Genomic DNA, 26826 nt, shown 5'->3' on the forward strand with positions numbered 1-26826 from the left:
ACTGCTTTTCGACGTTTTTGTCGAAAGGTAATTTTTGTCGAATATTTTTATTATTGGGAGCATTTTTAGTCGATATTCCTCTCGGATCTTTAACGGTAGCGGGCGTTTAATACACTCATTAATAGTTTGAAATAGGCCATAAGAGTTCATCGCACCGAAAATTTTGCCCAAGTTTTTTTCATAAACTGCAAATGTTTGGCATTTGACTTGCAATTTTAACTGAACGAAATCCTTGTTAAGGAGGGTTAACATGAAAGGGAAGTTTAAGTTTTGGGCAACAGGAATGGTTTTAGCAGTTTTAGCCTTTTTAAACATCCCCTCTTGGGCCCAGAACCAGCAAGGTGGTATTTGGCCTGGTTGGGGTGTACCAAGTAACAATCAAGCTCGTACTCAACCACGTGGGGCCTGGAGCGGACCTCCGGGGTGGTGCGGCGGCATTGCCGCAAGGCTTATTTGCGAAAACGGGACTCCGGTAACTATCAGAGGAAGAGTAGTAGGAGTTTATCCAGGAAGAGGCTACATAATCGACACAGGGAGTGAAAACGTAGTAGTCAGTGGCTTTGGGCCGGTTTGGTACTGGAAACGTATGGGCATTCCTCGTCCTCGGGTTGGAGACGAAGTTACTATCGAAGGCTACGAAGTCACTTTTAAAGACGGATCTACCGCTATTTTTGCGGTAAAAATAATTTTGCCAAATGGTTCAAGCATACAATTGCGAGACCCAAATACCTGTTATCCTCTTTGGTTTGGAAGACGAAATAAATAATAGTGTTGCATGCACAACCGCAAGGGATTATACGGCAGGAGGGATCTCCTGCCTTAATTTTGTCAAACGGGGTGAGTTATGGAGCGACTATCACGTTTAGCCATAAGCGAAGAGGGGTTTATTTTTGATCCAGTAACAGGCAACAGCTTTACCACCAACAAAGTCGGTCTTTGGATTCTTACCCGCTTAAAAGAAGGCAAGAGTCCCTCCCAAATTTTAGCAGAAATGACCGAACACTTTGAGGTTGACCAAGAGACTGCGGAACGCGACTTAACGGACTTTTTAGAACAACTTAAGAACTACAAACTAATTTAAGGAGCTCTTATGGAAGAACTGGTGGTTGCTGTCTCAGGCATAAACGCGGTGGACAACCCTGGCCCTGGCCTTGGTGTTATCCGTAGCCTAAAAGAAGACCAAGAACTTAATGTTAAGGCCTTGGGCTTAGCCTACGATGCTATGGAACCAGGTATTTACCTTGACTGGCTAGTTGATAAGTCATACATCATGCCCTACCCTTCAAGCGACGAGGAAGATTACCTGGCACGCCTCGGCTATATCAAAGAATCCTCAGGGCTTGAGGTAGTTGTTCCTACCCTTGATGCAGAGCTTCCACTATTTATCAAAGGAGAGGCTCGTTTGAGACAAACGGGCATTAAAACCTTTCTCCCTACCTGGGAACAATTCGAATTGCGTTCCAAACAGAGGCTTCTAGAACTAGCCCCACGCCTTGGGCTTTCAATTCCTCCCACCGAACAAGTAACCTCGTATCAAGAGCTTTTAAGTGCCCTTGACCGGGTAGGTTTTCCCGCCATGGTAAAAGGGCTTTTTTATAAGGCCTACCGGGTGCACACTTATGCTGAGGCAGAACATGCTTTTCAAAAAATCGTCGAAGAATGGGGTTATCCTGTTTTGGTCCAAAAGGTCGTCCAAGGTGAAGAGGTAAACGTGGTAGGGGTTGGCGATGGAAAAGGTGGAAGCCTGGGACACATGGCCATCAAAAAACTCTGGATTACCTCTCTTGGAAAAATTTGGACAGGGGTCACCATAAAAAACGAACTCCTACTAGAAGCTACCTACAAATTTTTAGAACAAATCGGCTGGCGTGGGGCCTTTGAACTTGAATGTATCACTGACGGAGAGCGCATTTATCTCATAGAAATTAACCCCCGGTTTCCAGCATGGATCTATTTTGCCACTGGTGCCGGGATAAATCTTCCTGCACGCTTAGTCCGGGCAGCTATCGGCGCAAACGTTGAGCGCCACTCAGATTACCAAGCAGGAAAACTCTATATTCGTTACACTTACGACCTTGTCACTGACATGACCACCTTTCAAAAAGTAGTCACCAAAGGTGAATCTTAACTATCAGGAGGATAAAAGTGCGCGAGCCTTACGAAAAGCCTATCATCCGCAAAGTGCAAGTAGGTCTTAGCAATAAATTTGGTTCGGTTTATGGTCGCCATGTGCGCCCTGAAATAGACGGTATCCCCATAGGAGACTTGGTAAGTAGCTTTGGTTCGCCCCTTTTTGTATTCTCCGAAAAAAGGCTACGCTCCAAATATCGCCAGATTTACCAACTCTTTTCCACCAGGTATCCCAACGTTCATTTCTCCTGGTCATACAAAACCAACTATCTGGACGCTATTTGCGCTATCCTGCATCAAGAAGGAGAAACCGCCGAAGTGGTATCAGAGTTTGAGTACGAAAAAGCAAGGCGTCTTGGGGTCCCTGGTTCTGAAATCATTTTTAACGGCCCCTATAAGCCCCTTCCTGCTCTTAAACGCGCTGTTCAAGAGGGAGCCATAATCAATATTGACCATTTCGACGAAATTTATGACCTAGAAGACATTGCTGAAGAGCTAGGACAACAAATCAAAGTAGGCATACGCCTTAACATGGACACAGGTATTAGCCCCCAATGGACACGCTTTGGTTTCAACCTAGAGTCTGGGCAGGCTATGGATGCTGCCAAGCGCATTGTCTCAGGCGGAAAACTTATTTTAAACGGACTACATTGCCACCTGGGAACTTTCCTTCTTGAACCAAGGGCCTATGCCCGTGCCGTTGAAAAACTGGTAGATTTTGCCTATCAGGTCGAAGATAATTTTGACCTCAAAATAGAATATTTAGACCTAGGGGGAGGCTTTCCGTCACGCAATCGTTTGAAAGGGATTTATCTATCTCCAGAAGTTGCAGTACCCCCGCTAGAAGATTTTGCAGAGGCTATTTGTGACACCCTTCTTGCAAAGCTTCGGCCAAATGATTTTCCCAAACTTATTTTGGAAACAGGCCGTGCTATCGTGGACGAAGCTGGTTTTCTGATAACCACGGTGGTGGCAAGCAAGCGGTTGCCTGATGGCACAAGGTCATACGTGGTTGATGCAGGTGTTAACATCCTTTTTACTGCTTTTTGGTATAACTTCCGCGTAGAACTAGAAGAAGACGTCCCAGGCCCTGCGGAGCCTTGTGTTATTTATGGGCCACTTTGCATGAACATAGACGTAGTGGCTGAACAGGTCCAATTACCTCCTCTTCCACGGGGCATACGCCTTATTTTCTCCCCAGTTGGGGCTTACAACGTGACCCAGTGGATGCAATTTATCCGTTATCGCCCTGCTGTGGTACTAATAAATGAAAATGGCGAAGCTGAGTTGATACGTGAGGCCGAAAACCTTGAAGACATTATCGCTAGGGAAAGACTACCTGAGAGGCTTCGGTTAAAGTCAAGCTAGCTTTCGAATAAAGCTCCATGGAAAAAGAAAGGCCTCTTTCACATATTTTTAAGTTTTTTGCCAACTATGTGCGCACTATAGCCAATAGCTATTCAGAGATTTTTTTCTTTGAAAACTATCTCCTTGGGCTTTTACTCTTGGGGGCCACTTTTATTAACCCTTCTGTGGGTATCTCAGGGCTTATTTGTGTGCTTTCTGCTTATGAATTTGCCAGGTTTTTGGGGTTAAAAAAGATTTTTCGTGGTTCGGGATTTTACACCTACAATCCGCTTTTGGTAGGTCTTTCCATTGGATACATTTTCCAACTAACCTTGCTTACGGCATTTTTGGTAATAGCTGCAGGAGCATTTACGTTTATTGTCACCTATAGCCTGTCTAATGTTTTTTGGCAGCTATTTCGTTTGCCGGTGTTAAATATCCCGTTTGTAGTAGTGAGCACCACGATTTATCTTGCCTCGTACAAATACTCCAACCTCTTAGTACAGGAATACCAAGCCAAATTAATAAACCTTACCAGAACCCTTGAGTTAAAATTTCCGGTCTGGCTTACAGGTCTTACCAAGGCTCTGGGAGCCCTTCTCTTTTGCCCCCATATTATTGGGGGGCTCATTTTCTTGTTAGTTATTTTCTTTGCCTCGCGCATACTCTTTATCCTAGCAGTGGGCGGTTATTTCCTGGGTGTTGGCATTCTTTCTTTTATGGAAGGGTCCTTTTACCAGGCTGCTACCAACTTGAGTGCTTTTAATTTTAGCCTCATTTCCATGGCCATCGGTGGAGTCTTTTTGATTCCCGGGCCCAAAAGTTATCTTTTAGCCGCTATCTCTGTGGCCATCTCACCATTTTTGCTTGATGCAGCTTCTTTTTTCTGGGCTCATTACGGTATCCCTACCTTTACCTTGCCTTTTAACATGGTAGTGCTTTCCCTTGTCTATGCTTTAGGATTAGCGGGTTTTCCCTATCTTGCCACTTACTATCGCGGAAATCCTGAGCGCACTTTAGACCACTATCTTTCTTTCCAGGCCCGCTTCCCTGGTACGCTTAGAACTTTAAGTTTGCCTTTTGCAGGGAGCTGGACCGTTTGGCAAGGGTTTGACGGCCGCTGGACACATCAAGGTGTGTGGCGCCATGCCATTGATTTTGTCATTACCGATAATGAAGGCAAAACTTTTCAAAATGAGGGGACTAACCTTGAAGACTACTTTTGTTTTCAAAAACCCGTGCTCTCACCAGTTCGCGGCAGGATAATAAGTCTTTCGAACGATATTGATGACAATCCCCCTGGCACGGTAAACGAAACTAACAACTGGGGAAATTACGTTCTCATCTACGATGAACGGGGTTTTTATGTTCTCCTTGCCCATTTTAAAAAAGGTTCCATCAAAGTAAAAGAAGGGGAGTGGGTAGAGCAGGGCCAACTCCTTGGACTCTGTGGAAACTCCGGCTACTCACCCCAGCCACATCTCCACGTTCAAGTTCAATTAACCCCTGAACTGGGCGCACCCACCCAACCTTTTAGTTTTGTACATTATGCGGTTCAAATTGGAACTAAAACCAAATATCAGGCAAACAATATTCCTCAAGAAGGCGAAGTAGTTACCGCTCTTTATCCTGACAAATCCCTGGAACATCTTATGTCCCTTGTCTTGGACCAAGAAATGGCTTATGAGATTGAGATAGAGGAAAAGACTAGCAAACAAGAAACCTGGAAGGTCCACATGGCCCCTGATGGAACCTATTATCTTGGTACCAACCACAAAGCACTTTATTTCCAAAAAATAGAAGGAACATTTTATTTCTTGAGGCAGGATGGCAACTCACAAGCCTTTAGGGCTTTGTTTATGGCCTTGCCACGTCTTCCCCTTACCTATCAAAAAGAACTTTTTTGGGAGGATTTTCTTCCCCTTGAAGTTTTTTACGGACCTTTAAAACGTTCGATTTATATCCTGCTGGCGTCTTTTAGTCACCGCTTGGCCCAAATAAAAGGGACCTATATTTACGAAAGTCCAGAGGTAATAAAAGGCCTTATAAAACATGGTAGCGACCAAGTTGAAACTACCGTAATCCTTGATCGTACTAAAGGGTTTGTCAAAGAAGCCCAGGTGGTGTTAAAAAATAAAAAAATTGTATTAAGGAGGGTGTCATGAAACGATTATTACTATTTACGATGTTTGTACTCGTATTAGCCATACCTGCCCATGCAGAACTTAAAAAATATGGAAGTTTGTATGGAAGCTTCATGAATTTTAATAATTCTAGTGTAAAAGATAACGGATGGTCTGTTTTAGGATATCTTTCCCTTTATGAAAATTACCAGCATAAATTTGAAATTGGCCTTGCCCAAACCTATATAGATTACAAACCGCGTGCTAATATCGATAATCTCAATCAAACAGATTTCACTTTTCTCTACACCAATACGGACAATATCCTCAAAAACCATATCTTTAAGTTTGGATTCCATTACATTCTCTCTGATGATGATATTACTGATAAAGGTAAAGTATTTTATTTTGATGGTACTTATTATAAAGCTTACAATTGGAACTGTGGTTTAGAATTTGCTTACTCTCGCTATCATGACCAAATTAACTTAGATGTTATTCAACTTAAGCCTCACTTTGGCTATTACTTTGCCTTAGCTGGTTATAGAATTTATAGTAATACTAGCTTTTACTATATTCATACTGACGAAAAAGTTTCCTCTCAAAAGAACTTTTATTCTTTAGAACAGCTTTTAAGCACTTTTATTGGTAATTATGAGTTTTCAGTATCTGCCTGGATTGGAGAACAAATTTATGCGGTAAAAAATAGCAATTTTGTAGTTTATAACTTATCTGATAAATACAAAGGCGGATTTTCCGCAGAAATAGGCTACAAAATCAATCCTTCTCTCAAAATTTCTGGCCAACTGACCCAAGAGTGGCTGGAACACGCTGGATATAACGACGACGCTAGCCAAACAATAGTTACTTTAAGCATTGGTGGGAGTTTCTAAGAGTTGTTATTATGGGTAAAAGTCCGGCTTCGTTAAGGATCCGTTCCCATTTTTCGTTCCGAAAAATGGGAACGGATCCCAGAAAGCCTTACCCACTAAAATGTTCTGATTAATAACGCTGTGGAGGTGTTATGAAAAGCAAATTTTTCAAATGTCTTTCAATTTTAAGTTTCTTCGTGATGTTAAGTACCAGCGTTTGTCTTGCCCAAGTTAATAATAACTTCTACCAGGCATTTAAAGATTCTTACAAATATGAAAAAATGCGGGCCTATGAAGATGCCATCAAAGCCCTTTTACCCCTTGCTGAGCGCTATCCTAATTCTTATTTGGTGAACTTGCGTCTTGGCTGGCTCTATTATCTTTCCGGCAAATACGGAAATTCCATTAAACACTATAAGAAGGCCGTTTCCCTACGCTCCCAAGCTTTTGAGCCACTTCTTGGACTTTCACTTCCCCTTATGGCGCAACAGCGCTGGAGTGAGGTAGAAAAGACAATGAATCGCCTGGTTGCTGCTGATCCTTATAACTATTATGGTAATTTACGCCTGGCTATTGCCCTGCGTTTGCAGAATAAAGCCCGCTTGGCTGAAAGAATATGTCGTAAAATGCTTGCCCGTTACCCAACAAGTTTAGACTTTTTAGTAGAGCTTGGACGCACGCTCTGGTGGCAAGGCAAAAACACTGACGCAAAACGCATTTTTCAGAGAGTCCTTCTTCTCGACCCTGAAAACGTAGTTGCCCGTAAATTCCTAGCACAATAGTTTTTTCCAGGGGTTGTTTTATGGACATATCGCAAAAAATTGCTGATTTTATGGCAAAACATGACATGGTCGCGGTTAATTACGGCATGAAAAACGAAGAAATCCGCCCGGGTTATGCCAGAGTAAGCATGAAAGTCACCAAAAACATGCTTAATGCTGTAAAAATTGTCCACGGTGGTGCTATTTTTTCACTGGCAGACTATGCCTTTGCCCTTGCCTCTAATAGCCACGGTCAGGTGGCCGTGGCTATGTCCTGCCAGATAAGCTACGTATCCCCTGCCCAAGAAGGTGATCTCCTTATTGCTGAAGCAAAAGAGGTTTCCCGTGGCAAGCGCACCGGCCTTTATCAGGTGGAAGTGCGGCGCAATGCCGAAGCTTTAGTAGCCCTTTTCACCGGGCACGTATTTTTACGCGAAGACCGCGTGGAAGACTGGATAGAAAAAAGCTCTTAGGAAAAAAGTGGCCTCTGTCTTAGTCCTTGCGCCTGGCAGAAAGCCAAAGCGCAAGCACCCCAAAGGCCACCGCCACGTTAAGAGAACACTTGGCCCCGCGCATGGGAAGCCTTAACACTAGGTCGCAGAGGTCAAGCACGCCTGGATCAACGCCACAAAGCTCATTTCCTACTATCAGGGCCAGAGCCTTATCCGGAGGTTCCATTTGCGGATCCCAAAGGGCACTTCCTTCTGTTTCAAGGGACCAGAGGTAAAAACCCCTTTCTTTTAAGGAAATAAGCGTTTTTACCGCATCTGGTTCGTGAGACCAGGAGACGACTTTTTCTGCGCCAAGGGCAGTTTTAGTGACCCCGGGGTGTGCAGGCGTTGGTGTTATGCCACAGAGATAAAAATGAGAAATGCCTGCAGCTTCACCCGTGCGCAAAATCGAACCCACGTTCCAGGCACTGCGGATGTTATCAAGCACTGCCACACAAGGAGGAAAAAGCTTTTTAGCAGGAGAAGAATAATCATCGGTTTCAAGGGCTCTCGTAGCCTTTAAGCAGAGAGTCTTTTTACAGGCAGGACAATTTTCAAGTTCACTAAGGGCAGGGAAGCGCAAACCACAGGCTTCACATTTATAAAAGTAGGCTTTGCTCATGGTTAACCTTTTCTACATTGCCTGGGATCCGTTCCCATTTTTCGTTCCGAAAACAGCGGATCCTTACCGATATCGCGGTTTTAATACCAAAATTAATACGTCAAGCGGCAGATAAAAAAGGCCGCCGCCACCCCTACAAAATCAGCAAAAAGGGCAGCCCATACCGCATAACGTGGGTCTTTGATTCCTACCGCACCAAAGTACACCGCCAGCACGTAAAAAGTGGTCTCCGTTGAGCCCTGAATCGTTGAAGCAAGATAAGCAGCAAAGCTATCAGGAGCACGGGCTACGATCTCACTCATCAAACCAAAGGCACCAGAGCCAGAAAGAGGTCTCAAAAGCGCCACGGGAAGCACTTCGGCTGGAAAACCAATGGGGCTGGTTATGGGCTTAAGCAGGGTGGCCAAAAAATCAAAGGCCCCTGACGCCCGAAACATAGCAATGGCCACAAGAATCATTACCAAAAAGGGGATAATCTTAAGGGCCACCTGAAAGCCTTCTTTGCCCCCCTCACAGGCCTTTTCATATACCGGAACCCCGCGAAAGTAACCAAAGAGCAAAAGGGAAAGCATAAGTAGAGGAACAAGCCAAAAAGAAATAAGCTGCTTTAAGGCTTCAGCACCAGGGTCCTGCCAGATCCTGTAAAGGAGCGCCAAAAAAATCAAAAAAACCAAAAGCCAGATAAAAGTTTTTTCCAAAGACGAAATACGTGGTCTTTTTTCTTCAGTAAAAGTGTCTTCTGCTTTGTTTTCGTTTGAAACAACAGGAGCTTCCTCTGGCCCGCTTAAACGGGCAAGAAACTTGGCTGCTACCACCGCAGCTATGGTTGAGCAGGTGGTGGCAAAAAGGGTTGGGATTAAGATAGCCGCGGGGTCTTTGCAGCCAGCTGCCGCTCGCACCGCAATAACCCCCAAGGGAAGAAGCGTTACGTTTGAGGTATTGATCGCCAGGAAAAGACACATGGCGTCAGTGGCCCGTTCTGGATGGGGGTTTAGCTTTTGAAGTTCCATCATGGCTTTGATACCAAGGGGAGTGGCAGCGTTTCCAAGCCCAAGAGCGTTTGCCGAAATATTCATCACCATAGCGCTCATAGCAGGATGCTCTGGTGGCACATTAGGAAAAAGCCGGGTGAGAATCCACTTGACCCTTCTGGCAATAAGCCTGAGCAGCCCCCCTTCCTCAGCCACTTTTACCAACCCGAGCCAGAGGGTCATGGCCCCCACCAGCCCTATGGCCAGGTTTACCGCGGTTTTGGCGGCATCAAAAGAGGCCTTGGTTACTGCTTCCATGGAATTGTTAAACGCCGCGGCAAGCACTGCAAAAAGCAGGAGATAAAACCAGATGCGGTTCATGATGGCCATTTTGGGCATTTAAGAGACCTTCTCAGGGAGTTGATTAATCAGGCTTGCGATATAGGCTGCGCCAAAGCCATTGTCGATATTTACCACCGCCACCCCGGCAGCACAGGAATTAAGCATGGTAAGAAGCGGCGCCAGGCCGAAAAAATTTGCCCCGTAGCCCGCACTGGTAGGCACGGCAATAACCGGCACATCCACCAGCCCTGCCACAAGGCTTGGAAGCGCCCCTTCCATCCCTGCTACACAAATTATGACCCGTGCCTTCCTTAGCCGAGGGATCTCAGGGACAATACGGTGCACCCCTGCAATGCCAACGTCTTTTATCACTTCGACTTTGTTACCAAAGGCCTCGGCACAAAGGCGCGCTTCCTCTACCACAGGAAGGTCTGCTGTGCCTGCACAAAGGATCAAAAGACTCCCTTTAGGTTCTGGACGCTCAGGCAAATGATAAAGAAGATTGGCACGCGAAGAATAAGAAAGCCCTTCAAACTTTTCTATAAGAGGCCTCGCTTTCTCTTCAGCAACACGGGTAATCAAAAGAGAAAGTTTTTTTGAGATGAAAGTAGCAACTATTTTTTCAAGTTCTGCCAAAGTCTTGCCCGGGCCGTAGATCACTTCGGGAAAATGCTTTCTCAACGCCCGGTGATGGTCAATGCGGGCAAAGCCTAAGTCTTCAAAGGGGAGATGCAAAAGCATCTCTTCTGCTTCGTAAGGTGAGACTTCTCCTTTGGCAACTTTTTCAAGCAGAACACGCAAGTCTTTTTTCATTGCTGAAGCATTTTGTAGAAAATGTTTTTCAGGTAGTTGAGCTGGGATTGGTATTGCTCCTGGAGTCTCCCTTTAAGCTTGCGCCATTCATCCTGAAATTGCGGGATCATTTCTGGCTCAACTTTTACGCCTTCACCATATTGCTGTTTGAGAGCTTCTTCAATCTCGCCCATCTGGCTTTGAAACTGGAGCTTGAATTGCTCGTAGAGTTGTTTTTGCTGCTGTAAATAAAGAAGAAGGAGTTTTTTGATTTCAGCGGTAAGCTCTTTTACCTGGGGAAAGCTTAAGAAAATAAGCTCAAGACCTTTTAGGGCCTTTTCAATGTCAGCCATAGCAGCTTCATCTTGAGGGAAAACAATGTTGCGACACAAAGTATCAACCGCTGCCTTAAGCACAATGGGCTTGTCCTCTCCAGGAATTTTGGCCAGGGCCTCGAGAAGATTAAAGTCTTTTTCGTTTAAAAACTTTGCTGCCAGGCGTCTGCCTTCTTTTTCAAGCTTGTCACGTCTCAGTTCTTCTTTGCTGGCCTTTCCAATTTTGGCGGCCTTCTCTAAGGCTATTTCAAGGGTGCTACGAATCTCGTCTCCCATCTCAATCTCCCTGCTTTGTTTTTGCTAAAAGCATAGTATCAGAAAACTTACCGTCAATCCCTGGATTTTTAGACCCACCCCTTGCCGTGGGGGAGAAAAGTGCTAAAGTGGAAAACATGCGAAAACTCATTTTTTCTCTAATTTTCGTCATTTTTCATGCTCAAATAGCCTTGTGCGCTGATTCACTTAGTCTTTCCCAGGCCAAAAAAATCGCGCTTGCCAAAAATCCAGCCCTGGTGGCTGCGGGTTACCGATTAAAGGCTGCGCAGGCTGGGGTTAAACAGGCCCAAGGCCGTTTTTTGCCCCGGGTTGATGTAATGCTTATTTATCAGCGCAGTGACAGCCCCATCCAGGTCTTCATGGCCAAGCTTGCCCAGCAGGATTTTAAGGCAAGCGACTTTGAGATAGACCCGCTTAATCACCCCTCGCCGCGCACTAATCTAAAGACCGCCATCGAGATCACCCAGCCCCTTTTTAACCAGGGAAAAGAAATCATAGGCCTTAGGAAGGCAAAAAAACACGCCTACATGGCACAACTTGAAAAAGAGGCCCTGACCCAGTACGTGCTCTATCAGGTGGAGGCGGCCTACACCAATTGGATCCTTGCCCGGGAGCGGGTAAAGGTGCTTGAGAAGGCTGAAGAAACCGCTAGGACCAATCTTTCCATAGTGAAGGCCCGGGTGCAAAACGGTAGGGCCTTAACCTCAGACCTACTTCAGGCCAAAGTAAACCTCGCTGGGGTAAAGCGTGCACTTCTTGCCGCCAAAAACCAAGAAAAAGTCGCCCTTTCACGGTTAAACCTTGTGCTCGGCCTTCCTACAAACACCCCCTGGCAGCCTGAAGCCCTTGGCTTTGAAAGAAAATTTAACCCTGGCTCCCTTGCCCCCTGGCAGGAAAAGGCCCTTCTCAAAAGGCCTGACCTTGCCCTGGTAAAAGAAAAGGCCTCTTTGGCCGATTTAGGCGTAAAAGAGGCCCGCTTTCGTTTTTATCCATCGGTAAACGTGAAGGGAAGTTACGAATATAACGCTCAGGGGATTGGCGGCGTGTCCGGAGACGCCTTTAGTATCATGGCTGAGGCCAGGCTTAATCTTTTTTCCGGATTTGAAGACCGGGCCCGCCTGGCCAAGGCCCGGGCCCAGGCCCTGGCGGAGCAGGCCAAGGTGCGGGAGAAGAAAAATCAAGTGCTCCAAGAGGTTGAAGAGGCCTATCTGGCCCTTAAGACCAGTAAGGCCCAGGTAGAGGTAAGCCTTGCCACCGTGGCCCAGGCTAAGGAAGCCCTTGAACTCGTTAAAAAGCGCTATCAAAACGGCCTGGCCACTATTTTTGACCTGCTTTCTGCGGAAACCGCCCTGAGGCAGGCCCGCTTGGAGCTTCTGTCTGCCCGTTTTCGCCAGTATCTGGCGTGGACAGAACTCCGTTTCCGTGCCGGAGTACTCAGCGAAAAGGAGTAGAACATGCCCAAACGTCTCTTTGTTTTGACCCTGGCCCTGGTATTTTTGACCCTTTCCTGCCAAAAGGGAGACCACAAGGCCAAAGAAGAACTACCAACACAAACGGTAAAGGCCAAGCTTTACCAGGTTAGGCCTTATCCCGTTGCCGAATATCGCGAATTTGTCGGCCAAGTTTGTCCCAAAGAAAAGATCACCCTTGCCGCCCGGATCCCCGGCTATGTAAGGCAGGTGCTGGTGGATGAAGGCGATACCGTATCCCCAGGAGAGGTCCTCTTACGCCTTGATGACCGCGAACTGAAAGCCGATATAGAGGCCCTTTTGGCCGAGGCCCGTGCCCTGGAAAAAGAACGCGAGGCCCTGATCTCCCGTCTAGACTACGCCAAGGCCAACTTTAAGCGCTTTGAGGCCCTTTTCAAAGAAAAGGCCGCTACCAAAGACGAATACGAGCAGGCCCGGGCCCAATACTTGAGTCTTGCGGCCCAAAAAGAGGCCCTTTTGGCCAAACAGGCCGCCATAAAGGCCAAGATAAGCAAGGTAAAAAACCTGCTTTCTTACACGGAGATCAAGGCCCCCCTGAGGGCAAAAGTAGTTAAGCGCCTGGTATCTCAAGGCACCATGGCCACCCCAGGCACCCCCCTTCTGGTGCTTGAAGGCCTAAGCTCCTTTCGCTTCTGTGTGTCCCTTGATGAGGGCCTGTTAAACCAGGTTGATCCCAGGGGAAAATACCTTGTTTCTTTTCCAGCCCTAAAAAAGACCCTTACGCTTAGCGTGCTAGCCGTGGTGCCAAGGGTCGATCCCAAGGCCAAGACTTTTTTATTAAAGCTTAAGCTTCCAGAAGGAAACTTTGTCTCAGGCCTTTTAGGAAGGCTTTATTTCCCTGTTGGCACGAAAGAAAAGCTCCTTATCCCTAAAGAGGCTATTTTTTACCGCGGAGACCTTGCCGGCGTTTACCTGGTAGATGAAAAAGGAATAGCCCATTTTCAGGTCCTTCGCCTAGGGGATGCCTACGTCAAAGAAGGCCCGCAATTCAAACCCGCTTTACGAGAGGCCCAAACCCTCTACTTTGAGGTGCTCTCCGGGCTAAAAAGTGGGGCAAGAATCGTCCTTGAGCCGGAGAAGGTAAAAGACGGGACCAAGGTAATCTAGGGGTAGCCCATGGAGAGAAAAGGCGGCTTTATCGCGCGTATTACCGAGTATTTTATCGATTCACCCTTAACGCCCATCATTATCATCGCCACGCTTCTTTTGGGGATAATGGCTGTGCTCAATACCCCCAGTGAAGAAGAACCCCAGATCGTGGTCCCCATGATCGACATTTTCGTGGAGATGCCCGGGGCCACGGCCAAAGAAATAGAAAACCGCGTGGTTTATCCCATGGAAAAGCTCCTCTGGGAAATTCCCGGGGTGGAATACGTTTACTCCACTGCGGAAAATGGCCGGGCGCTAACAGTGGTGCGGTTTTACGTGGGCGAAGACGTGGAAGACAGCCTGGTTAAGACGTATGACAAACTCTACGCCCACCTTGATTGGATCCCCCCAGGGTGTTCGCTTCCGCTGCTTAAGCCGCGCTCCATTGACGACGTGCCCATTGTGGTGCTCACCTTTTGGGGCAAGGGCTATGACGCCCTTACCCTTCGCCAGATAGCCAAAAAGGTTGACGAAGAAATCCGCCGCATCCCGGGCATCTCGGAGACCTTTATCAAAGGGGGCTTAAGACGAGAGGCACGCGTTGAAATCTTACCCCAGAAGCTTTACGCCCTTGGCCTTGACCCCCAAGACGTGGTTGAGCTCCTTTCTGCCCAGAACAAGGCCCGTATTTTGGGGGACTTAAGAACCGGAGATTATCACTTTAAGGTCAAGCTTGATAACTTTTTTAAAGACATCTCCGGGCTAAAAAACACCGTGGTCACCACGGTTGCTGGAAAACCCATTTACTTACGAGACATTGCCCGCGTAAGTCTTGCCCCGGAAGAACCAAAAGACTACGTCTTTTTTGTGCCCGGGCCTGCGGCAGAAGAAAAGCACATAGAGGGCACTCCGGGGGCCCTTTATCCCGCGGTTTCTCTGGCCATTGCCAAGCGTAAAGGGCAAAACGCCACCAAGCTTGCCGAAGCCATTTTAGAGAAGGTTGAAGGCCTAAAAGGCTACGTAATCCCCAAAGACGTAAAGGTCACTATTACCAGAGACTACGGGGAAACCGCCAAAGAAAAGACCGACGAACTCTTAAAGCATCTTTTTATCGCGGTCTTTTCCGTGGCCGTGTTAATTGCCCTATTTCTGGGCTGGCGGGCAAGTCTGGTGGTCATGGTGGCGGTACCGGTAACACTTGCTATAACCCTTGCCATTTACTGGCTCTTTGGCTACACCCTTAACCGCGTCACCCTTTTTGCCCTCATCTTTTGCATCGGTATCCTGGTTGATGATCCCATTGTGGACGTGGAAAACATCGTCCGGCATCTTCACTTGCCGGAAAACCGGGGGCTTTCTTTTCGCGATATCATAGTGCGCGCGGTAAACGAAGTGCGCGCGCCCCTTATCTTGGCCACCTTTACGGTCATTGCGGCCATTGCCCCCATGGGCTTTGTACGCGGGCTTATGGGGCCTTACATGCGCCCCATGCCGGTTGGCGCAACAGTGGCCATGCTCCTCTCCATGGCGGTGGCCTTTATCATCACTCCCTGGACCGCCAAAAAAATTCTTTCCCGGGAGAGCAAACACGAAGAGGTCAAAGACACCCTGGTTACCCGCTATTACCGCTGGATGATGAGCCACCTCATAAGAAGCCCGCTGTGGCGCTGGGGTTTCCTTGGCTTTGTAGGCCTTTTGTTTATGCTTTCCTGCGCCCTTATCTACTTCAAGGTGGTGCGGGTTAAGATGCTACCCTTTGACAACAAAAGTGAGTTTCAGGTAATCGTTGATATGCCAGAGGGGACTCCCCTTGAGGAAACCGCCAAAGTGGCAAGGGTCCTTGGGGATCAACTCCAAAAAGAACCCTACGTCACCGACTATCAACTCTATGTAGGCACCTCAGCACCTTTTAACTTCAACGGCCTAGTGCGGCATTATTACCTCAGGCAGGGAGACAACGTGGCTGACATTCAGGTAAATCTCTTGCCCAAAGGAGAACGCAAGCTCCAGAGCCACGAGATTGCCAAAAGCGTGCGCAAGCTCCTTGAGCCTGTGGCGCAAAAATACGGAGCCACCATTACCGTAGCGGAAATTCCCCCTGGCCCGCCGGTGCTTCAAACCTTAGTGGCCGAAGTCTATGGCCCGGACTACGAAAAACAGATCGCCCTTGCTCGTAAAATAAAAGAGATCTTTGCCAGGACCCCGGGGGTGGTAGATGTAGATTGGTACATGACGGACCCCCAGGAGGAATGGCAGCTAAGGGTAGATACCGCCAAGGCCGCTCTTGCCGGCGTATCCCCCGAGAGGGTGCTTGGGGTGGTAAAAACCGCGCTTTCAGGCCAAAATGCCGGGCTTTTTCACGATGAAAAAGCCCTTGAAGATGTGCTTTTAAAGGTGCGTCTTTCCCAGGAAGACCGGGCCGGTCTCCCGGACCTTAAGAGCATAAAAGTTCGCGGCCGAGACGGGACTCTCATCTCCCTTGCGGAGCTTGCCCACTGGGAAAAGACCGTGGTCCCTCATCCCATTTACCATAAAAACTTACACCCGGTGGTCTATGTGGTGGGAGACATGGCCGGCACCGAAGAAAGTCCGGTTTACGGGATCCTCAAGATAAACAAGGTCTTAAAAGAGCTTAAGGCCCCAGATGGTTCAAACCTACAAATCTACTACACCAAACTACCGTTTTCTGAGAAAGAATGGGCCGTTAAGTGGGATGGCGAGTGGCACGTGACCTACGAGGTCTTTCGAGACATGGGTATTGCCTTTGGAGTATGCCTGTTGCTGATTTACATCCTCATCGTGGCCTGGTTTAAGTCTTACACGGTACCACTGGTGCTCCTTGCGCCGATTCCCCTTTCACTCATCGGCATTCTTCCGGCCCATGCCCTTATGGGGGCCTTTTTTACCGCCACCTCCATGATCGGGTTCATTGCCGGCGCTGGTATCGTGGTGCGCAATTCTATTATCCTGGCTGATTTTATCGAGTTACGCCTGAAACAGGGCCTGCCCCTTGAAGAAGCGGTAATTGATGCCGGGGTGGTGCGCTTTCGCCCCATGCTCCTTACCGCAGCTGCCGTGGTGGTGGGAAGTTTTGTGATCCTTTTTGACCCGATTTTTAACGGCCTTGCCCTTTCACTTATGGCCGGAGAAGTGGCGGCGACGCTTTTTTCACGCATGGTGGTCCCGGTGCTTTACTACCTTGACCACCGGATGAAGCAGGAAAGGCGGTTGGTGTTGTAGGGAAAAGCAGGGCGGGCTCCGCCCTGCATAGAACTATTCGTTTTCTTCTTCGTCTTCCATCTTGAGAAGGTCTTCAAAGCGGATATCCATGCCCAAGACGCCTACAACTTCCTCGTATTTATTCCTGATAGGGGCGGCAACGGTAAGACAAAGGGCACCGGTTACTTTTGAAGAGTAAAAGTCTGTCACGTAAACCTTACCGGTTTTGAAGGGCTCAATAAACCAGGGGCGATCTGAATAATCTTCGTCTTTTAAGAGGTGCTCATAGCGGGCCTTGTCTTCGATATGGGTTACCAGTGGTGTGATGCGTTTTCCTTCCTGGTTTACCACGTAAACAAATTGTATATACGGATGCTCTTCGATAACTTCTCTGAGCACTGGTACGATCTTTTCAGGATCAAGGGAACGAATCTCTGGGCGTTCGGCCAATTTTTCCACAAGCTCTACCAGAAGCTTAGAGGCTTTTTCTTTCATGCGTTCAAGCTCAGAGACAAAAAGCTCGGGGATATACTTTCTCACCAGGTGCATCATTTCTTCATTTGAAATCGGGGTAATGCGCCCGGCTTCGAATTGTTTGATAATTTGCTTGTAAATTTTGGCCACGCCAGGATGCTTTTTGTCTATTTGCTTTTCACCTTCAAGGCCAAAATGGGTATTAATCCAGTAAGCAATGCCTGCAGTGCCGCTTTTATCAGTGATGATGATCCCGATGGGTCTTTTGAGGAGCTTTTTGGTATCAAAGGCGTTGTATATTTCTTCGTTCTTAAGAATTCCGTCAATGTGAATGCCGGCTTTGGTTGCGTTAAATTCAGACCCAACAAAAGGCTGGTTGGCAGGAATCTTATCACCCAGTTCACGGCGATAGTATTCTGCCACATCGGTGATCACGGTGGTATCAACGCCGTTGTGGGTTCCTCGTAAACTAATGTACTCAAAAATCATGGCCTCAAGAGGGGTGTTGCCTGTTCTTTCGCCATATCCCAAAAGGGTGGTGTTCACCGCAGCACATCCGTAAAGCCAGGCCGTGGTGGCATTTATTACCGCCTTGTAAAAATCGTTATGACCATGCCATTCAAGGAGCTCAGAGGGAACTCCTGCTTCTTCGACCAGGGCCCGTATAAGCTTGGGGACACTTCTTGGAAGTGCCGCACCAGGGTAAGGAACACCAACGCCTAAGGTATCACAAAGCCTGATTTTGATATCGATACCTGAATCTTCCCGGAGTTTCATAAGTTCAATGGCAAAGGGAATTACAAAACCATAAATATCAGCCCTGGTTACGTCTTCGAAATGGCACCTGGGAATAATGCCTTCTTCAAGGGCTGCTTTGACAATGGCAAGATAGTCATTTAGGGCCTGACGGCGGTCTTTTTTAAGCTTTAAAAAAATGTGGTAATCAGAACAGGAAGTAAGGATGCCGGTTTCTTTTAGGCCCATTTCCCTGACAAGTTTTAAATCTTCTGCCTTAGCGCGAATCCAGCCGGTTATTTCAGGGTAGCGATATCCGCGTTCAAGGCATTTTTCCACGGCCTTTTTGTCTTTCTGGGTATATAGGAAAAATTCAGACTGACGAATAACTCCATTTGGGCCGCCTAACTTATGGAGAAAATCAAAAAGGGTAACTATCTGGTCAACGGTATAGGGAGGGCGGGCCTGTTGACCATCACGAAAAGTGGTATCAGTTATCCAGATCTCTTTGGGAGGCATAGGCATGACATATTTGTGGTCAAAATCTACCAGGGGAACATCGTCATAAGGGAAAATTTCTTTCATTAAATTGGGCTCATCAACATCTTGAAGCCTATGTTGCCAAAACTTTGTATGCTCATGGTCAAGTAATCTTCTTTCAGGATTCCATTTAGGCATAACAACCTCCTTACAGAAAAAGTGTGGGAAAAAACTTACCGCTTCGCTGTGACCTATCCCTTCATAACACGGAATTTTCGTTTGCAAAAGGGGTAATTAGGAGTTAGTCCTAAAAAATATTAATTAAAACCAAAAGATACTTAAGGGCAATTAAAAGAACCACCAGAAAGAGTCCGGCTTTGATAGGTCTTTCAGGAATGAATTTTTGGCTGCGGGCGCCTAAAAAACCACCAAGCATTCCACCAAGACCAAACAGGGCGCCCAGTAAGAAATCTGGCCTGGTAAGAATTCCCTTAGCAGCAGGACCAAAAGAATAAAAAAGCACCCCTGCTATAGAAGAAACTAAGGTTCCTAAAAGAGTTGCCCCCGCCACCGTATAAACAGGAAGTTTCAAAACGCTAAGGCAATAAGGGGCCATGATAGCACCGCCTCCGATGCCGTAGGCTCCCCCAACGATGCCCACTGCGAAAGAAACTATAAAAACCGTAATCGGCGAAAACCTGTGTTTTTGCCCGGCAAAGGAAAATCGCGCCTGCTTAAGACTTAATTCTTCGTATTTGATGACGGCTTTTTGCGGAGGCGTTTTTCTTTTTTTTCCTGACAAAAGATCTTTTCCTAAACGAAAGGCAAGGTAAAGAAGCACCAAACCTGCAAAAGGTTTAAAACGCGCGGGATCTTCTAAATAATGAATCCTTAACAAATATCCTCCACCGATTCCAAGACTGCTTCCTGCTGAGATACAAAGGGCAAGAGGCCAATTGAGCCTTCCATCACGGGCATAGCTTATAACAATGGGAGGGATGGTAAAAAGATTATACAAAAGGTTTGTCGCCGAAACAGAAGGAGAGGTATATCCCAGGACACTCATCTGAAAAGGTAAAAGCAAAAAAGCTCCGGTAACCCCTGCCATAGCACCAAAATAGGCCAAAACAAAAGAAACAAGAGGTGGCAGAAAAAGATAAGTCTTAACGCCTGATACCGGGAAAGTAACCTTTAGCATAAGGATAAATTAGCAAACTTTGGGGAGGAAGATAAACAAAAAATGGGCCGGCCATAAGCCGAGTTCTGTCCCCTGCAAAGCGGGTGGTGGTCATTCCTCTAGGCGGTTGGTTACCCAACCGCTCAAGCGGCCTACCCGGGAGCTTCGGGCGGGCCACCCTCAAGCGCTCCCCTATATGGCCTTTCTCCGGGTGGGGTTTGCCGTGCCCTCTCCTGTTACCAGGAGAGGCGGTGGGCTCTTACCCCACCTTTTCACCCTTACCCTGGCTACTAAAAAGTAGCCAAGGCGGTCTGTTTTCTGTGGCACTTTCCAGGGGTTACCCCCTCCGGGCGTTACCCGGCACCCTGCCCTGTGGAGCTCGGACTTTCCTCCGAAGGGCTAATGCCCTCCGGCGACCACCGACCGGCCCATACTTAAATTTAAGCAAAAAATTTTTTATTTCAAATGCCTCGGCAGCAAGGATCATTAGAACCCTTTGCAAAATGCCGTTCGATTGGTGAATCCTTTTCGTGAGCAGGTAACTAGATATAAAGAATCTCTCCGGAAGAAAGAATTATTTCCTCCCCCGAAGAAGTAGTAATTATCAACCTTCCCCGAGGATCAATCTCTTTTACAAGGCCTCTGCCTTCTTCCCCCTGGGTAATATCCTCAGCAAAAGCCACGTAACGGCCAATGGTGTCTGAAAATTCGTAAAAAAGAGCTGGGAAAGGATTCGGGATGTCTTCTTCCTGCAAAAATCTCTTTTCATAAGCGAGAAGCAGGCCGTAGTATTTGCGCAAATGGGCTAAAAAACACGCCGCCACCTCGGCAAGAGAAAGTTCTTTTCCCAGGCATTCTTTTAGGGAAATGCCCGCAAGGCCTGGTAACAAAAAATTATTCACATTTAGCCCTACCCCTATAAGAAACCAGCGTTCATGGGAAACCTGTACTTCTTGCTCAACCAAAACCCCGGCAAGTTTTTTCCCCTGAAATAAAAGGTCGTTAACCCATTTTTGCCTGGCAGGCACGCCAAAAGAAGCCACCGTCTCAACCAGAGAAAAGCCAACAAGGATGGGAAGCCAACCCCTTGTCTCAGGCAAAAAAGAATCGTAAACCGCCATAGAAAGCCAGAGGCCTCCCCGAGGGGCAAACCAACTCCTGGTAAAGCGCCCTTTAGCCCCTGTCATCTCAAGGGCGATGGCCACAGTGCCGTTTTTAAATTTTTTAGATTCTCCAAGCCTTTTGCGCAAAAAATCCATTGCCCGAGGAAGTTTTTCAAAACAGTATATCTGCTGGGCAATTTCCGCGCCGCGACGCAAAATCTCATCTGAAGGGATAAAGGAATACAACGGATGAAAGGAAAGATTTAAAAGCTCTCTGGTTATCCCCTGAGAGATCTGGGACTCAAGGGAGAAAAGCCTTTTCAGTTGGGCCATTCTTCTTTAACGCGGGCAATAAGCTTTTCAATGTAAGGGCGTTCTTCTTCGTGACACAAGCCAAAAAGTGGCTCGCCCTGCTCAACCATCTGCCCCCGGGAAAAAAATACCCGGAAGACCACCATGGGTGAGCCTTCGTGATAAATCGGGGTCTCACGTTTCATGAAGTACATGATGGCAAGCTCATCCCCTGGTTTAACCACCACGCGGCCTTCACCTTCTTTTTCTATCCTTTTGGCAAGCTCAGGACTTAAAAAATAGCGAGCCTTCTCAGGCGCCGTAATGATGTGCAACGCCTCACGCAATAATTCTGCAATAATTTCCTTCTGACTATAGGCATGCTTGATTTCAAGCACAGGTTGAAAGGCCTCAACAAACTTGCCCAAAAGATCGTAGTTTATCTTAGAGACCTCGCCCCCGGCCTTGGCCCTGATCGTTTTGGGGTTTCTCTCCCGCTCAAGCACAAAAAGCGGAGTCCCCGGCTTTTCAAGCCATTTGCCCCGTGGGCCTTTAACCTCATCGCCCTCTTTTACCAGAAACTCCTTGATATAGCCCGTATGCGGGGCTCTCACCACAAAAATGCGATAAGGATTGGCCTTAAAATTCCGCAAAAGTTCGTTTATTTTTTGATTATCAAAACCCATAGCCTTTAACGGTAGTAAAGATTTTTGCCTCCCATGGTAAGGAGGGCTTCATAGAGCTTTTTGCGCACTTCACGTCTGTCCCAGATCCCCTGAATATGTCCACGTCGCAGCGCGTTTTCGGCACTGTGATAATCAGGAGGAATGTCTTCACCGGTGGTTTCACGGATAACTCTTGGACCGGCAAAACCAAGGCGTGTAGAACGAATGGCAAATTGATACGGAGAGCAACCAAGAAAACTTGCCACCGGCCCGGCATAGGAATTGTTATCATAAACCACGAGATAAAGCCCGCCTTCGTCGATATATTCCCGCACCGCCACGGTACACCGCGGCATCTGGATCACGCCAAGAGTGCCTTCATGGATTCTGATGCCTCCAGTGGTGTGGATGAAGGCTAGAAAAGGACGCTTGGTAATACGGGCCCGGTCACAGGCCTGGATAAACTTCTCACCCTCTGCCACGCCCACGGTCCCCTGGCGAAAATCCGCAATAAGCATGGCCACGATTAAAGATATTCCGCCTATCTTGGCCTGAAAGGTTATCATGGCAGAGTTTCGCCCGGTCTTTTTCTTGGCAAGGGCAAGCTTTTTATCATAGCCTTCAAAACCAAGCGGATTTACCGAAGCAATATGCTCGTTAAATTCCTTGATGCTATTGGCATCGAAAATATTGCTGAGATACCACTGATACTCAAGGGGAAAGTGATAACCACAGGTAGGGCAAACCCCACAGAATTCACCGTATAAGTCTGGCACCCAGATATCAGGGCAACCGTGGGTCTCAGCGTTCGGGCAGGTAACGGTTCTATCTTCAAGGGCAAGCGGGCTTACATAAAGCTCGGAAATATCTTCAAGGGTTTGTTCTTCCACTACGGGTTTAACTCGCCCGCGCCGTGGCCTGGTGCCTAAAAGATCATAGGCGGTTTTAAGGGGCTCGGTTAGCTGCTTGAGAAAGGCCTGGCCTTCGCCTGAAATATCTTCCATAACACGTTGAATCATTTTCTGGCTTTGCTTAAGAAAACCGTAGCGAAGATCATGATAAAGGCGGAGACCAAGGTCCTGGCCTTTTTCAACGTAGTTTTTAAGGGAAGATTTTTTAAGCTTTAATACCTGGCGGCTAATCTCACGATACTTCTTTGAGCGCAAGTCAAGGAGTTTTTCTATTTCAACATCAGAGAGCTCCCAGCGTACGTGAACGTCAAACTCCTCAGGGGGATTTTCTTCTTCGCTTTTGCGTTTTAAGGCGTAACTTCGAAAGGCTCTAAGACTTTTGGTGCGCAGTACGGCTTCGTCGGTAGCACGAATCATTTCGTAGCGTAAGCGCTTAAAGAACTGATAATCATTGCGCCGCGCACCAAGTACAGGTTCAGGGACGATTCTATCGATGGTCCCCAGACGCAAATTGTCCTGAGCGGTAATTTTGAGCTGTTTAGCGCAAAATTCTACCAACTCCCGCGGAGGGCGTTCGCCTTCTCTAAGCTTTCCTTCGATAGCCGCTGCTCCTTCAGGGCTTATCACCGAATAGTAGCCATACTGGGCCATGAGCCGGACATCGGCAAGGGCTATGGCCTCTGCCCCTCCTGAGCCGCCCTCTGAAATAAAGGCCACTGTAGGCACTTTGAGCTTGCTCATAAAATAAAGGTTGCGGGCAATCTGCTGGGCAGCCCCAGGATAGTCCTCAATGGGATAAGCTCCTGGAGTAAAAACATAAAAATGGATAGGAATTCCTTCGGTTTCTGCCACCCGCATGTAGCGCAAGGCCTTTTCGTTCCCCCAGGGCTTAGCGCTACCGCCGTTTCGAAACTCTTCGCCGTGGCCCTTTTCGTGACCGATCACAATGACTTGATGAAGATAGACCTTATCCCCTACCCGGCGCGAGATCATAGCCCGGGCACAAATAACCGCCGGGTCAACGTTAATCTCTCCCTCGCCACCAAGCTCGGTAAATGAATCATAGACGTTTTCCAGGATATCAAGAAGGGTAAAACGCTGAGGGTTACGGACTATTTTTACGATTTCATAAGGAGTAAGGGCTTTATCGGCCTCTTCTTCAAGAATTTCCAGGCGATTGTCAATGGCTTGCAGGCGATCATAACATTTTTTTTCGCCTATCTGATAGAAATTTTCTTTTATTTCCGTAAGTTCTGAAAGGATGTCATTAATGTTTTCCCAGTCCTCGCCTTTTATGTCCTGGAGGTACTGGACCTTGGTAATCAAATCGTTTAAATAGCGATGAAGTTCTCTCATAGAAATTTCAAAATTTCTGGCAATTTTTGTTTTAAATATTCGATATTGGTGATAAGAGGCTCGCCTTTAGGAGTCTCTCCCTCAATAACAAGCGCATTTAAAAACTCAAAGCCCCTTTCTTCAGCCTGAAAAGAATCTTTCCCCCATACAATACCCAGTGCAAGGTTTGGGTCAAACTCGGTAGGGATGCGATAGGGTTCGTCCTGAGGCACATGAGTACGCACCCTCAACCAATCATAAGAGGGATAAGAAAAACGGGTAATGGTGCCGGAAAGGGGTTTAAAACCCCGGCGAAAATCTTCAGCAATAAGGCGAAATTCAATACTTGTTCCTTCAAAGGAAATGTCTTTCTGAGAATAACCAAGCTTTTCGCCAAAAGCGGCTCGCATTTGCTCAACCAAAAGATTGGGCTCCTTGCCTTTAATCCTGCTCACCCGGGCAGAGATTTCGTTTTCAACCTGGATGCGGGTGTTTACCTCCATGAAGTAATACTTGCCGTCCCGGGTAACCAGCCACTCCCAGGTGCCGACGTTGTCGTAACCTACATGGGAAGCGAGCTTAAGGGAATGCTTGACAATGCCGTCAAGGACTTTCTGGGCGTCAAAGGGATAAGAAGTATATGAAGGGTCAAAACCCGGGGCAACTTCAATGCGCTTCTGACGGTGGACCTGAATCGTGCAGTTCCGCGAGCCAAAGTGCACTAATTCGCCAAATTGGTTCCCAAGCACCTGGAGTTCAATGTGGTGGTAATCTCTAATACAAACTTCAATCAGAACGCCGTCGTCACCAAAAAGCCGTTTGGCATAAGCCCTGATGCGGCGAAAGACAGGACGCACCATGTCAAGATCGTCTATTTCTTCGATTCCCATGCCACCGCCGCCAGCTGCAGCTTTGATAAGGATGCGCGGTTCAAGGCCCTGTTCTTCCTGCCACAGGAAAAGCTCTTCCGCTTTGGCTTCTGCTTCTATTTCGTTGTAAATGGGATGAATTGTCCCGGGAATGACCGGAACCCCGATGTCGTGGGCAACTTTTTTGGCCATAAGCTTGTGGCCGAGATCCCTGATAACTTCCCAGCGAGGGCCAATGAAGATAAGAGGATTATTGCGCTTTACCACGCGCCTTGCAAAACGGAAATCCTCAGAGAAAAAACCATATCCGGGATGGATAGCGGTACATTTGGCCTCGTCAGCAACTGCCAAAATATCGTTAGCATCGCGGTAGCTTGAAATCCGGTAGCAGGGCTTGCCTTTCTTTTTAGGAATTTTGACGTGAAGGCTCTGTTCGTCTCCTGGGGCATAGACCGCCACATAATCCATTCCCAGAATCTCACAAGCTTCCATTATGCGTAGGGCAATTTCACCCCTGTTTGCTATAAGGACGCGTTCTTTCATTACGATCCTTTAAAAGGATTTCGCAAAACTATTGTTTGATCTCTCACAGGGCCGAGAGAAACTATATCAATGGGAACCCCGGCAAAGTCTTCAATGAACCTGAGATAGTTTTTGCAATTTTCAGGGAGTTCTCCTATGTCTTTTACCTGAGAAATATCTTCCTGCCAACCAGGAAGCTCTTCATAAATAGGCTTAAGACTGCTGAATTCTTTGATGTTTCCGGGGATTACTTCAAGGCGCTTGCCGTCAAGCTCATAAGCCACGCAGACTTTAAGGGGATTAAGGCCAGAAAGCACGTCGAGCTTGGTGATGGCAAGACCTGAAAGCCCGTTTAACCGCACCGCTTCCTTCAAGACAACACCGTCAAGCCAGCCACAACGCCTAGGTCTTCCGGTAGTGGAACCAAATTCTGCACCTTTTTCCCGCATGTGAAGACCGATTTCGTCTGAGAGTTCGGTGGGAAACGGCCCCCCGCCAACTCTTGTGGTGTAAGCCTTACAAATCCCCATAACAAAATCGATGGTGGTGGGCCCTACTCCTGCCCCATGACAAGCCCCGCCAGCTACGGTGTTTGAAGAAGTAACAAAAGGATAAGTGCCGTGGTCAATGTCTAGCTGTGTTCCTTGGGCCCCTTCAAAGAGGATCTTTGCCCCTTGGCCCCTGGCTATTTCAAGCTCAACGGAAACGTTAGTTACGTAGGGGGCAAGCCTTTCACCCATGCGGAGATACGCATCGAATATTTCATCAAATGAAAGAGGCTCACAGGAAAGATATTTTTCCAGGTAAAAATTCTTTTCTTCAAGGATTTCTGAAAGTTTTTCCCGGAAAAGGGCCTCATCAAGGAGATCGCCTACTTTTATGCCGCGACGGGCAATTTTATCTTCATAACATGGGCCAATGCCCCTGCCGGTAGTACCAATCTTAGTTTTTCCGCGCTTGGCCTCACGACCGTGGTCTATGGCTTTATGGTAGGGCATTATCAAGTGGGCGCGTTCACTGATGAGCAAACGCCCTGGCTTTACCGGGATGCCATTTTTTTCAAGGTTGTCGATTTCTTCAAGAAGAACTGAGGGATCAATAACAACCCCGTTTCCTATAAGGCACTTTTTGTTCTCATGAAAGATGCCCGAGGGAATAAGATGAAGGATAAACTTTTTGCCGTCAAACATAATGGTATGCCCGGCGTTATTCCCACCCTGAAAACGCACGATGACATCTGCATCCTGGGTAAGGAGATCAACAATTTTACCCTTTCCTTCATCCCCCCATTGGGTACCGACTATTACAACTGAGGCCATAGTATCCCCCTTTTACTATTCCGGGCAGGAAAATACTTAACAGGAGCGAAAAAGTCAAATTTTTTTCGAACTTTGTTTTCGCTGA

22 protein-coding genes and 1 other RNA gene are annotated in these 26826 nt (G+C 47.4%); 11 read left to right on the forward strand and 12 right to left on the reverse strand.

Features of this window, described 5'->3' with window-relative positions:
- Positions 1-250: 250 nt before the first annotated feature.
- The 8 genes from H528_RS0104135 to paaI all read left to right on the forward strand — a co-directional run bounded on the left by H528_RS0104135 (position 251) and on the right by paaI (position 7706).
- Positions 251-766: a hypothetical protein gene (locus tag H528_RS0104135; RefSeq protein ID WP_022853082.1), complete on the forward strand. Its 516-nt coding sequence runs from the start codon at positions 251-253 to the stop codon at positions 764-766.
- Between the two features lie 78 nt (positions 767-844).
- Entirely contained in the window at positions 845-1081 is a 237-nt protein-coding gene (locus tag H528_RS0104140) for a PqqD family protein (RefSeq protein WP_022853083.1), read from the forward strand.
- Between the two features lie 9 nt (positions 1082-1090).
- A complete protein-coding gene (locus tag H528_RS0104145) occupies positions 1091-2128 on the forward strand; it encodes an ATP-grasp domain-containing protein (RefSeq protein ID WP_022853084.1) in 1038 nt (345 codons plus the stop codon).
- 17 nt (positions 2129-2145) lie between these two features.
- Positions 2146-3498 (forward strand): type III PLP-dependent enzyme domain-containing protein, encoded by a 1353-nt coding sequence (locus H528_RS0104150; RefSeq protein WP_022853085.1) that lies wholly within the window; start codon positions 2146-2148, stop codon positions 3496-3498.
- Positions 3499-3515: 17 nt separating this feature from the next.
- A complete protein-coding gene (locus tag H528_RS12595) occupies positions 3516-5642 on the forward strand; it encodes an urea transporter (RefSeq protein WP_022853086.1) in 2127 nt (708 codons plus the stop codon).
- Positions 5639-6493 carry a hypothetical protein gene (locus H528_RS0104160; RefSeq protein WP_028845768.1) on the forward strand — a complete coding sequence of 285 codons (855 nt, stop codon included), beginning with the start codon at positions 5639-5641 and terminating at the stop codon, positions 6491-6493. Before H528_RS12595 ends, H528_RS0104160 begins: the two co-directional genes overlap by 4 nt.
- A 131-nt stretch (positions 6494-6624) precedes the next feature.
- The gene (locus H528_RS0104165; protein WP_022853088.1) at positions 6625-7254 is read left to right on the forward strand and encodes a tetratricopeptide repeat protein; all 630 of its coding nucleotides are present in this window, start codon (positions 6625-6627) and stop codon (positions 7252-7254) included.
- Positions 7255-7274: 20 nt separating this feature from the next.
- A complete protein-coding gene (gene paaI, locus H528_RS0104170) occupies positions 7275-7706 on the forward strand; it encodes a hydroxyphenylacetyl-CoA thioesterase PaaI (RefSeq protein ID WP_022853089.1) in 432 nt (143 codons plus the stop codon).
- 19 nt (positions 7707-7725) lie between these two features.
- On the opposite strand, the gene H528_RS12600 is transcribed toward paaI, so the two are convergent.
- From H528_RS12600 to H528_RS0104190, 4 genes are all read right to left on the reverse strand, one after another.
- Positions 7726-8346, reverse strand: coding sequence for an RNA methyltransferase (locus H528_RS12600; RefSeq protein ID WP_022853090.1), 621 nt, complete (start codon positions 8344-8346; stop codon positions 7726-7728).
- 92 nt (positions 8347-8438) lie between these two features.
- The gene (locus H528_RS14755) at positions 8439-9707 is read right to left on the reverse strand and encodes a nucleoside recognition domain-containing protein (RefSeq protein ID WP_218969819.1); all 1269 of its coding nucleotides are present in this window, start codon (positions 9705-9707) and stop codon (positions 8439-8441) included.
- A gap of 9 nt (positions 9708-9716) precedes the next feature.
- Positions 9717-10472, reverse strand: a complete 756-nt coding sequence (gene larB, locus H528_RS0104185) for a nickel pincer cofactor biosynthesis protein LarB (RefSeq protein ID WP_022853092.1) — start codon at positions 10470-10472, stop codon at positions 9717-9719.
- Entirely contained in the window at positions 10469-11062 is a 594-nt protein-coding gene (locus tag H528_RS0104190) for a hypothetical protein (protein WP_022853093.1), read from the reverse strand. The genes larB and H528_RS0104190 overlap by 4 nt, the downstream gene beginning before the upstream one ends.
- A 116-nt stretch (positions 11063-11178) precedes the next feature.
- Between H528_RS0104190 and H528_RS0104200 the strand changes: the two genes are divergently transcribed.
- From H528_RS0104200 to H528_RS0104210, 3 genes are read left to right on the forward strand one after another with little or no spacing between them, the layout of a single operon-like run.
- Positions 11179-12513 carry a TolC family protein gene (locus H528_RS0104200; protein WP_022853095.1) on the forward strand — a complete coding sequence of 445 codons (1335 nt, stop codon included), beginning with the start codon at positions 11179-11181 and terminating at the stop codon, positions 12511-12513.
- Positions 12514-12516: 3 nt separating this feature from the next.
- Positions 12517-13659, forward strand: coding sequence for an efflux RND transporter periplasmic adaptor subunit (locus tag H528_RS0104205; RefSeq protein ID WP_022853097.1), 1143 nt, complete (start codon positions 12517-12519; stop codon positions 13657-13659).
- 9 nt (positions 13660-13668) lie between these two features.
- Complete coding sequence (locus tag H528_RS0104210) at positions 13669-16881, forward strand: efflux RND transporter permease subunit (RefSeq protein WP_022853098.1); 3213 nt, start codon at positions 13669-13671, stop codon at positions 16879-16881.
- 33 nt (positions 16882-16914) lie between these two features.
- Here the strand turns inward: H528_RS0104210 and H528_RS0104215 are convergent, their stop codons facing one another.
- The 8 genes from H528_RS0104215 to H528_RS0104255 all read right to left on the reverse strand — a co-directional run bounded on the left by H528_RS0104215 (position 16915) and on the right by H528_RS0104255 (position 26741).
- Positions 16915-18747, reverse strand: a complete 1833-nt coding sequence (locus H528_RS0104215; RefSeq protein ID WP_022853099.1) for a triose-phosphate isomerase — start codon at positions 18745-18747, stop codon at positions 16915-16917.
- A 109-nt stretch (positions 18748-18856) separates the two neighbouring features.
- Positions 18857-19747 (reverse strand): sulfite exporter TauE/SafE family protein, encoded by an 891-nt coding sequence (locus tag H528_RS0104220; protein WP_022853100.1) that lies wholly within the window; start codon positions 19745-19747, stop codon positions 18857-18859.
- Positions 19748-19785: 38 nt separating this feature from the next.
- Positions 19786-20158: RNase P RNA component class A (gene rnpB, locus H528_RS13980), an RNA gene on the reverse strand.
- Positions 20159-20268: 110 nt separating this feature from the next.
- Positions 20269-21162 (reverse strand): biotin--[acetyl-CoA-carboxylase] ligase, encoded by an 894-nt coding sequence (locus tag H528_RS12605; protein WP_022853101.1) that lies wholly within the window; start codon positions 21160-21162, stop codon positions 20269-20271.
- Positions 21150-21806: a hypothetical protein gene (locus tag H528_RS0104240; protein ID WP_022853102.1), complete on the reverse strand. Its 657-nt coding sequence runs from the start codon at positions 21804-21806 to the stop codon at positions 21150-21152. The genes H528_RS12605 and H528_RS0104240 overlap by 13 nt, the downstream gene beginning before the upstream one ends.
- A gap of 5 nt (positions 21807-21811) precedes the next feature.
- Complete coding sequence (locus H528_RS0104245; protein ID WP_022853103.1) at positions 21812-24052, reverse strand: acetyl-CoA carboxylase; 2241 nt, start codon at positions 24050-24052, stop codon at positions 21812-21814.
- A complete protein-coding gene (locus H528_RS0104250) occupies positions 24049-25443 on the reverse strand; it encodes an ATP-binding protein (RefSeq protein ID WP_022853104.1) in 1395 nt (464 codons plus the stop codon). Before H528_RS0104250 ends, H528_RS0104245 begins: the two co-directional genes overlap by 4 nt.
- Complete coding sequence (locus tag H528_RS0104255) at positions 25443-26741, reverse strand: adenylosuccinate synthase (protein ID WP_022853105.1); 1299 nt, start codon at positions 26739-26741, stop codon at positions 25443-25445. Before H528_RS0104255 ends, H528_RS0104250 begins: the two co-directional genes overlap by 1 nt.
- Positions 26742-26826: the final 85 nt, after the last annotated feature.

Origin of the sequence: Thermodesulfatator atlanticus DSM 21156, from assembly GCF_000421585.1 — a bacterium.
Taxonomy (GTDB): domain Bacteria; phylum Desulfobacterota; class Thermodesulfobacteria; order Thermodesulfobacteriales; family Thermodesulfatatoraceae; genus Thermodesulfatator; species Thermodesulfatator atlanticus.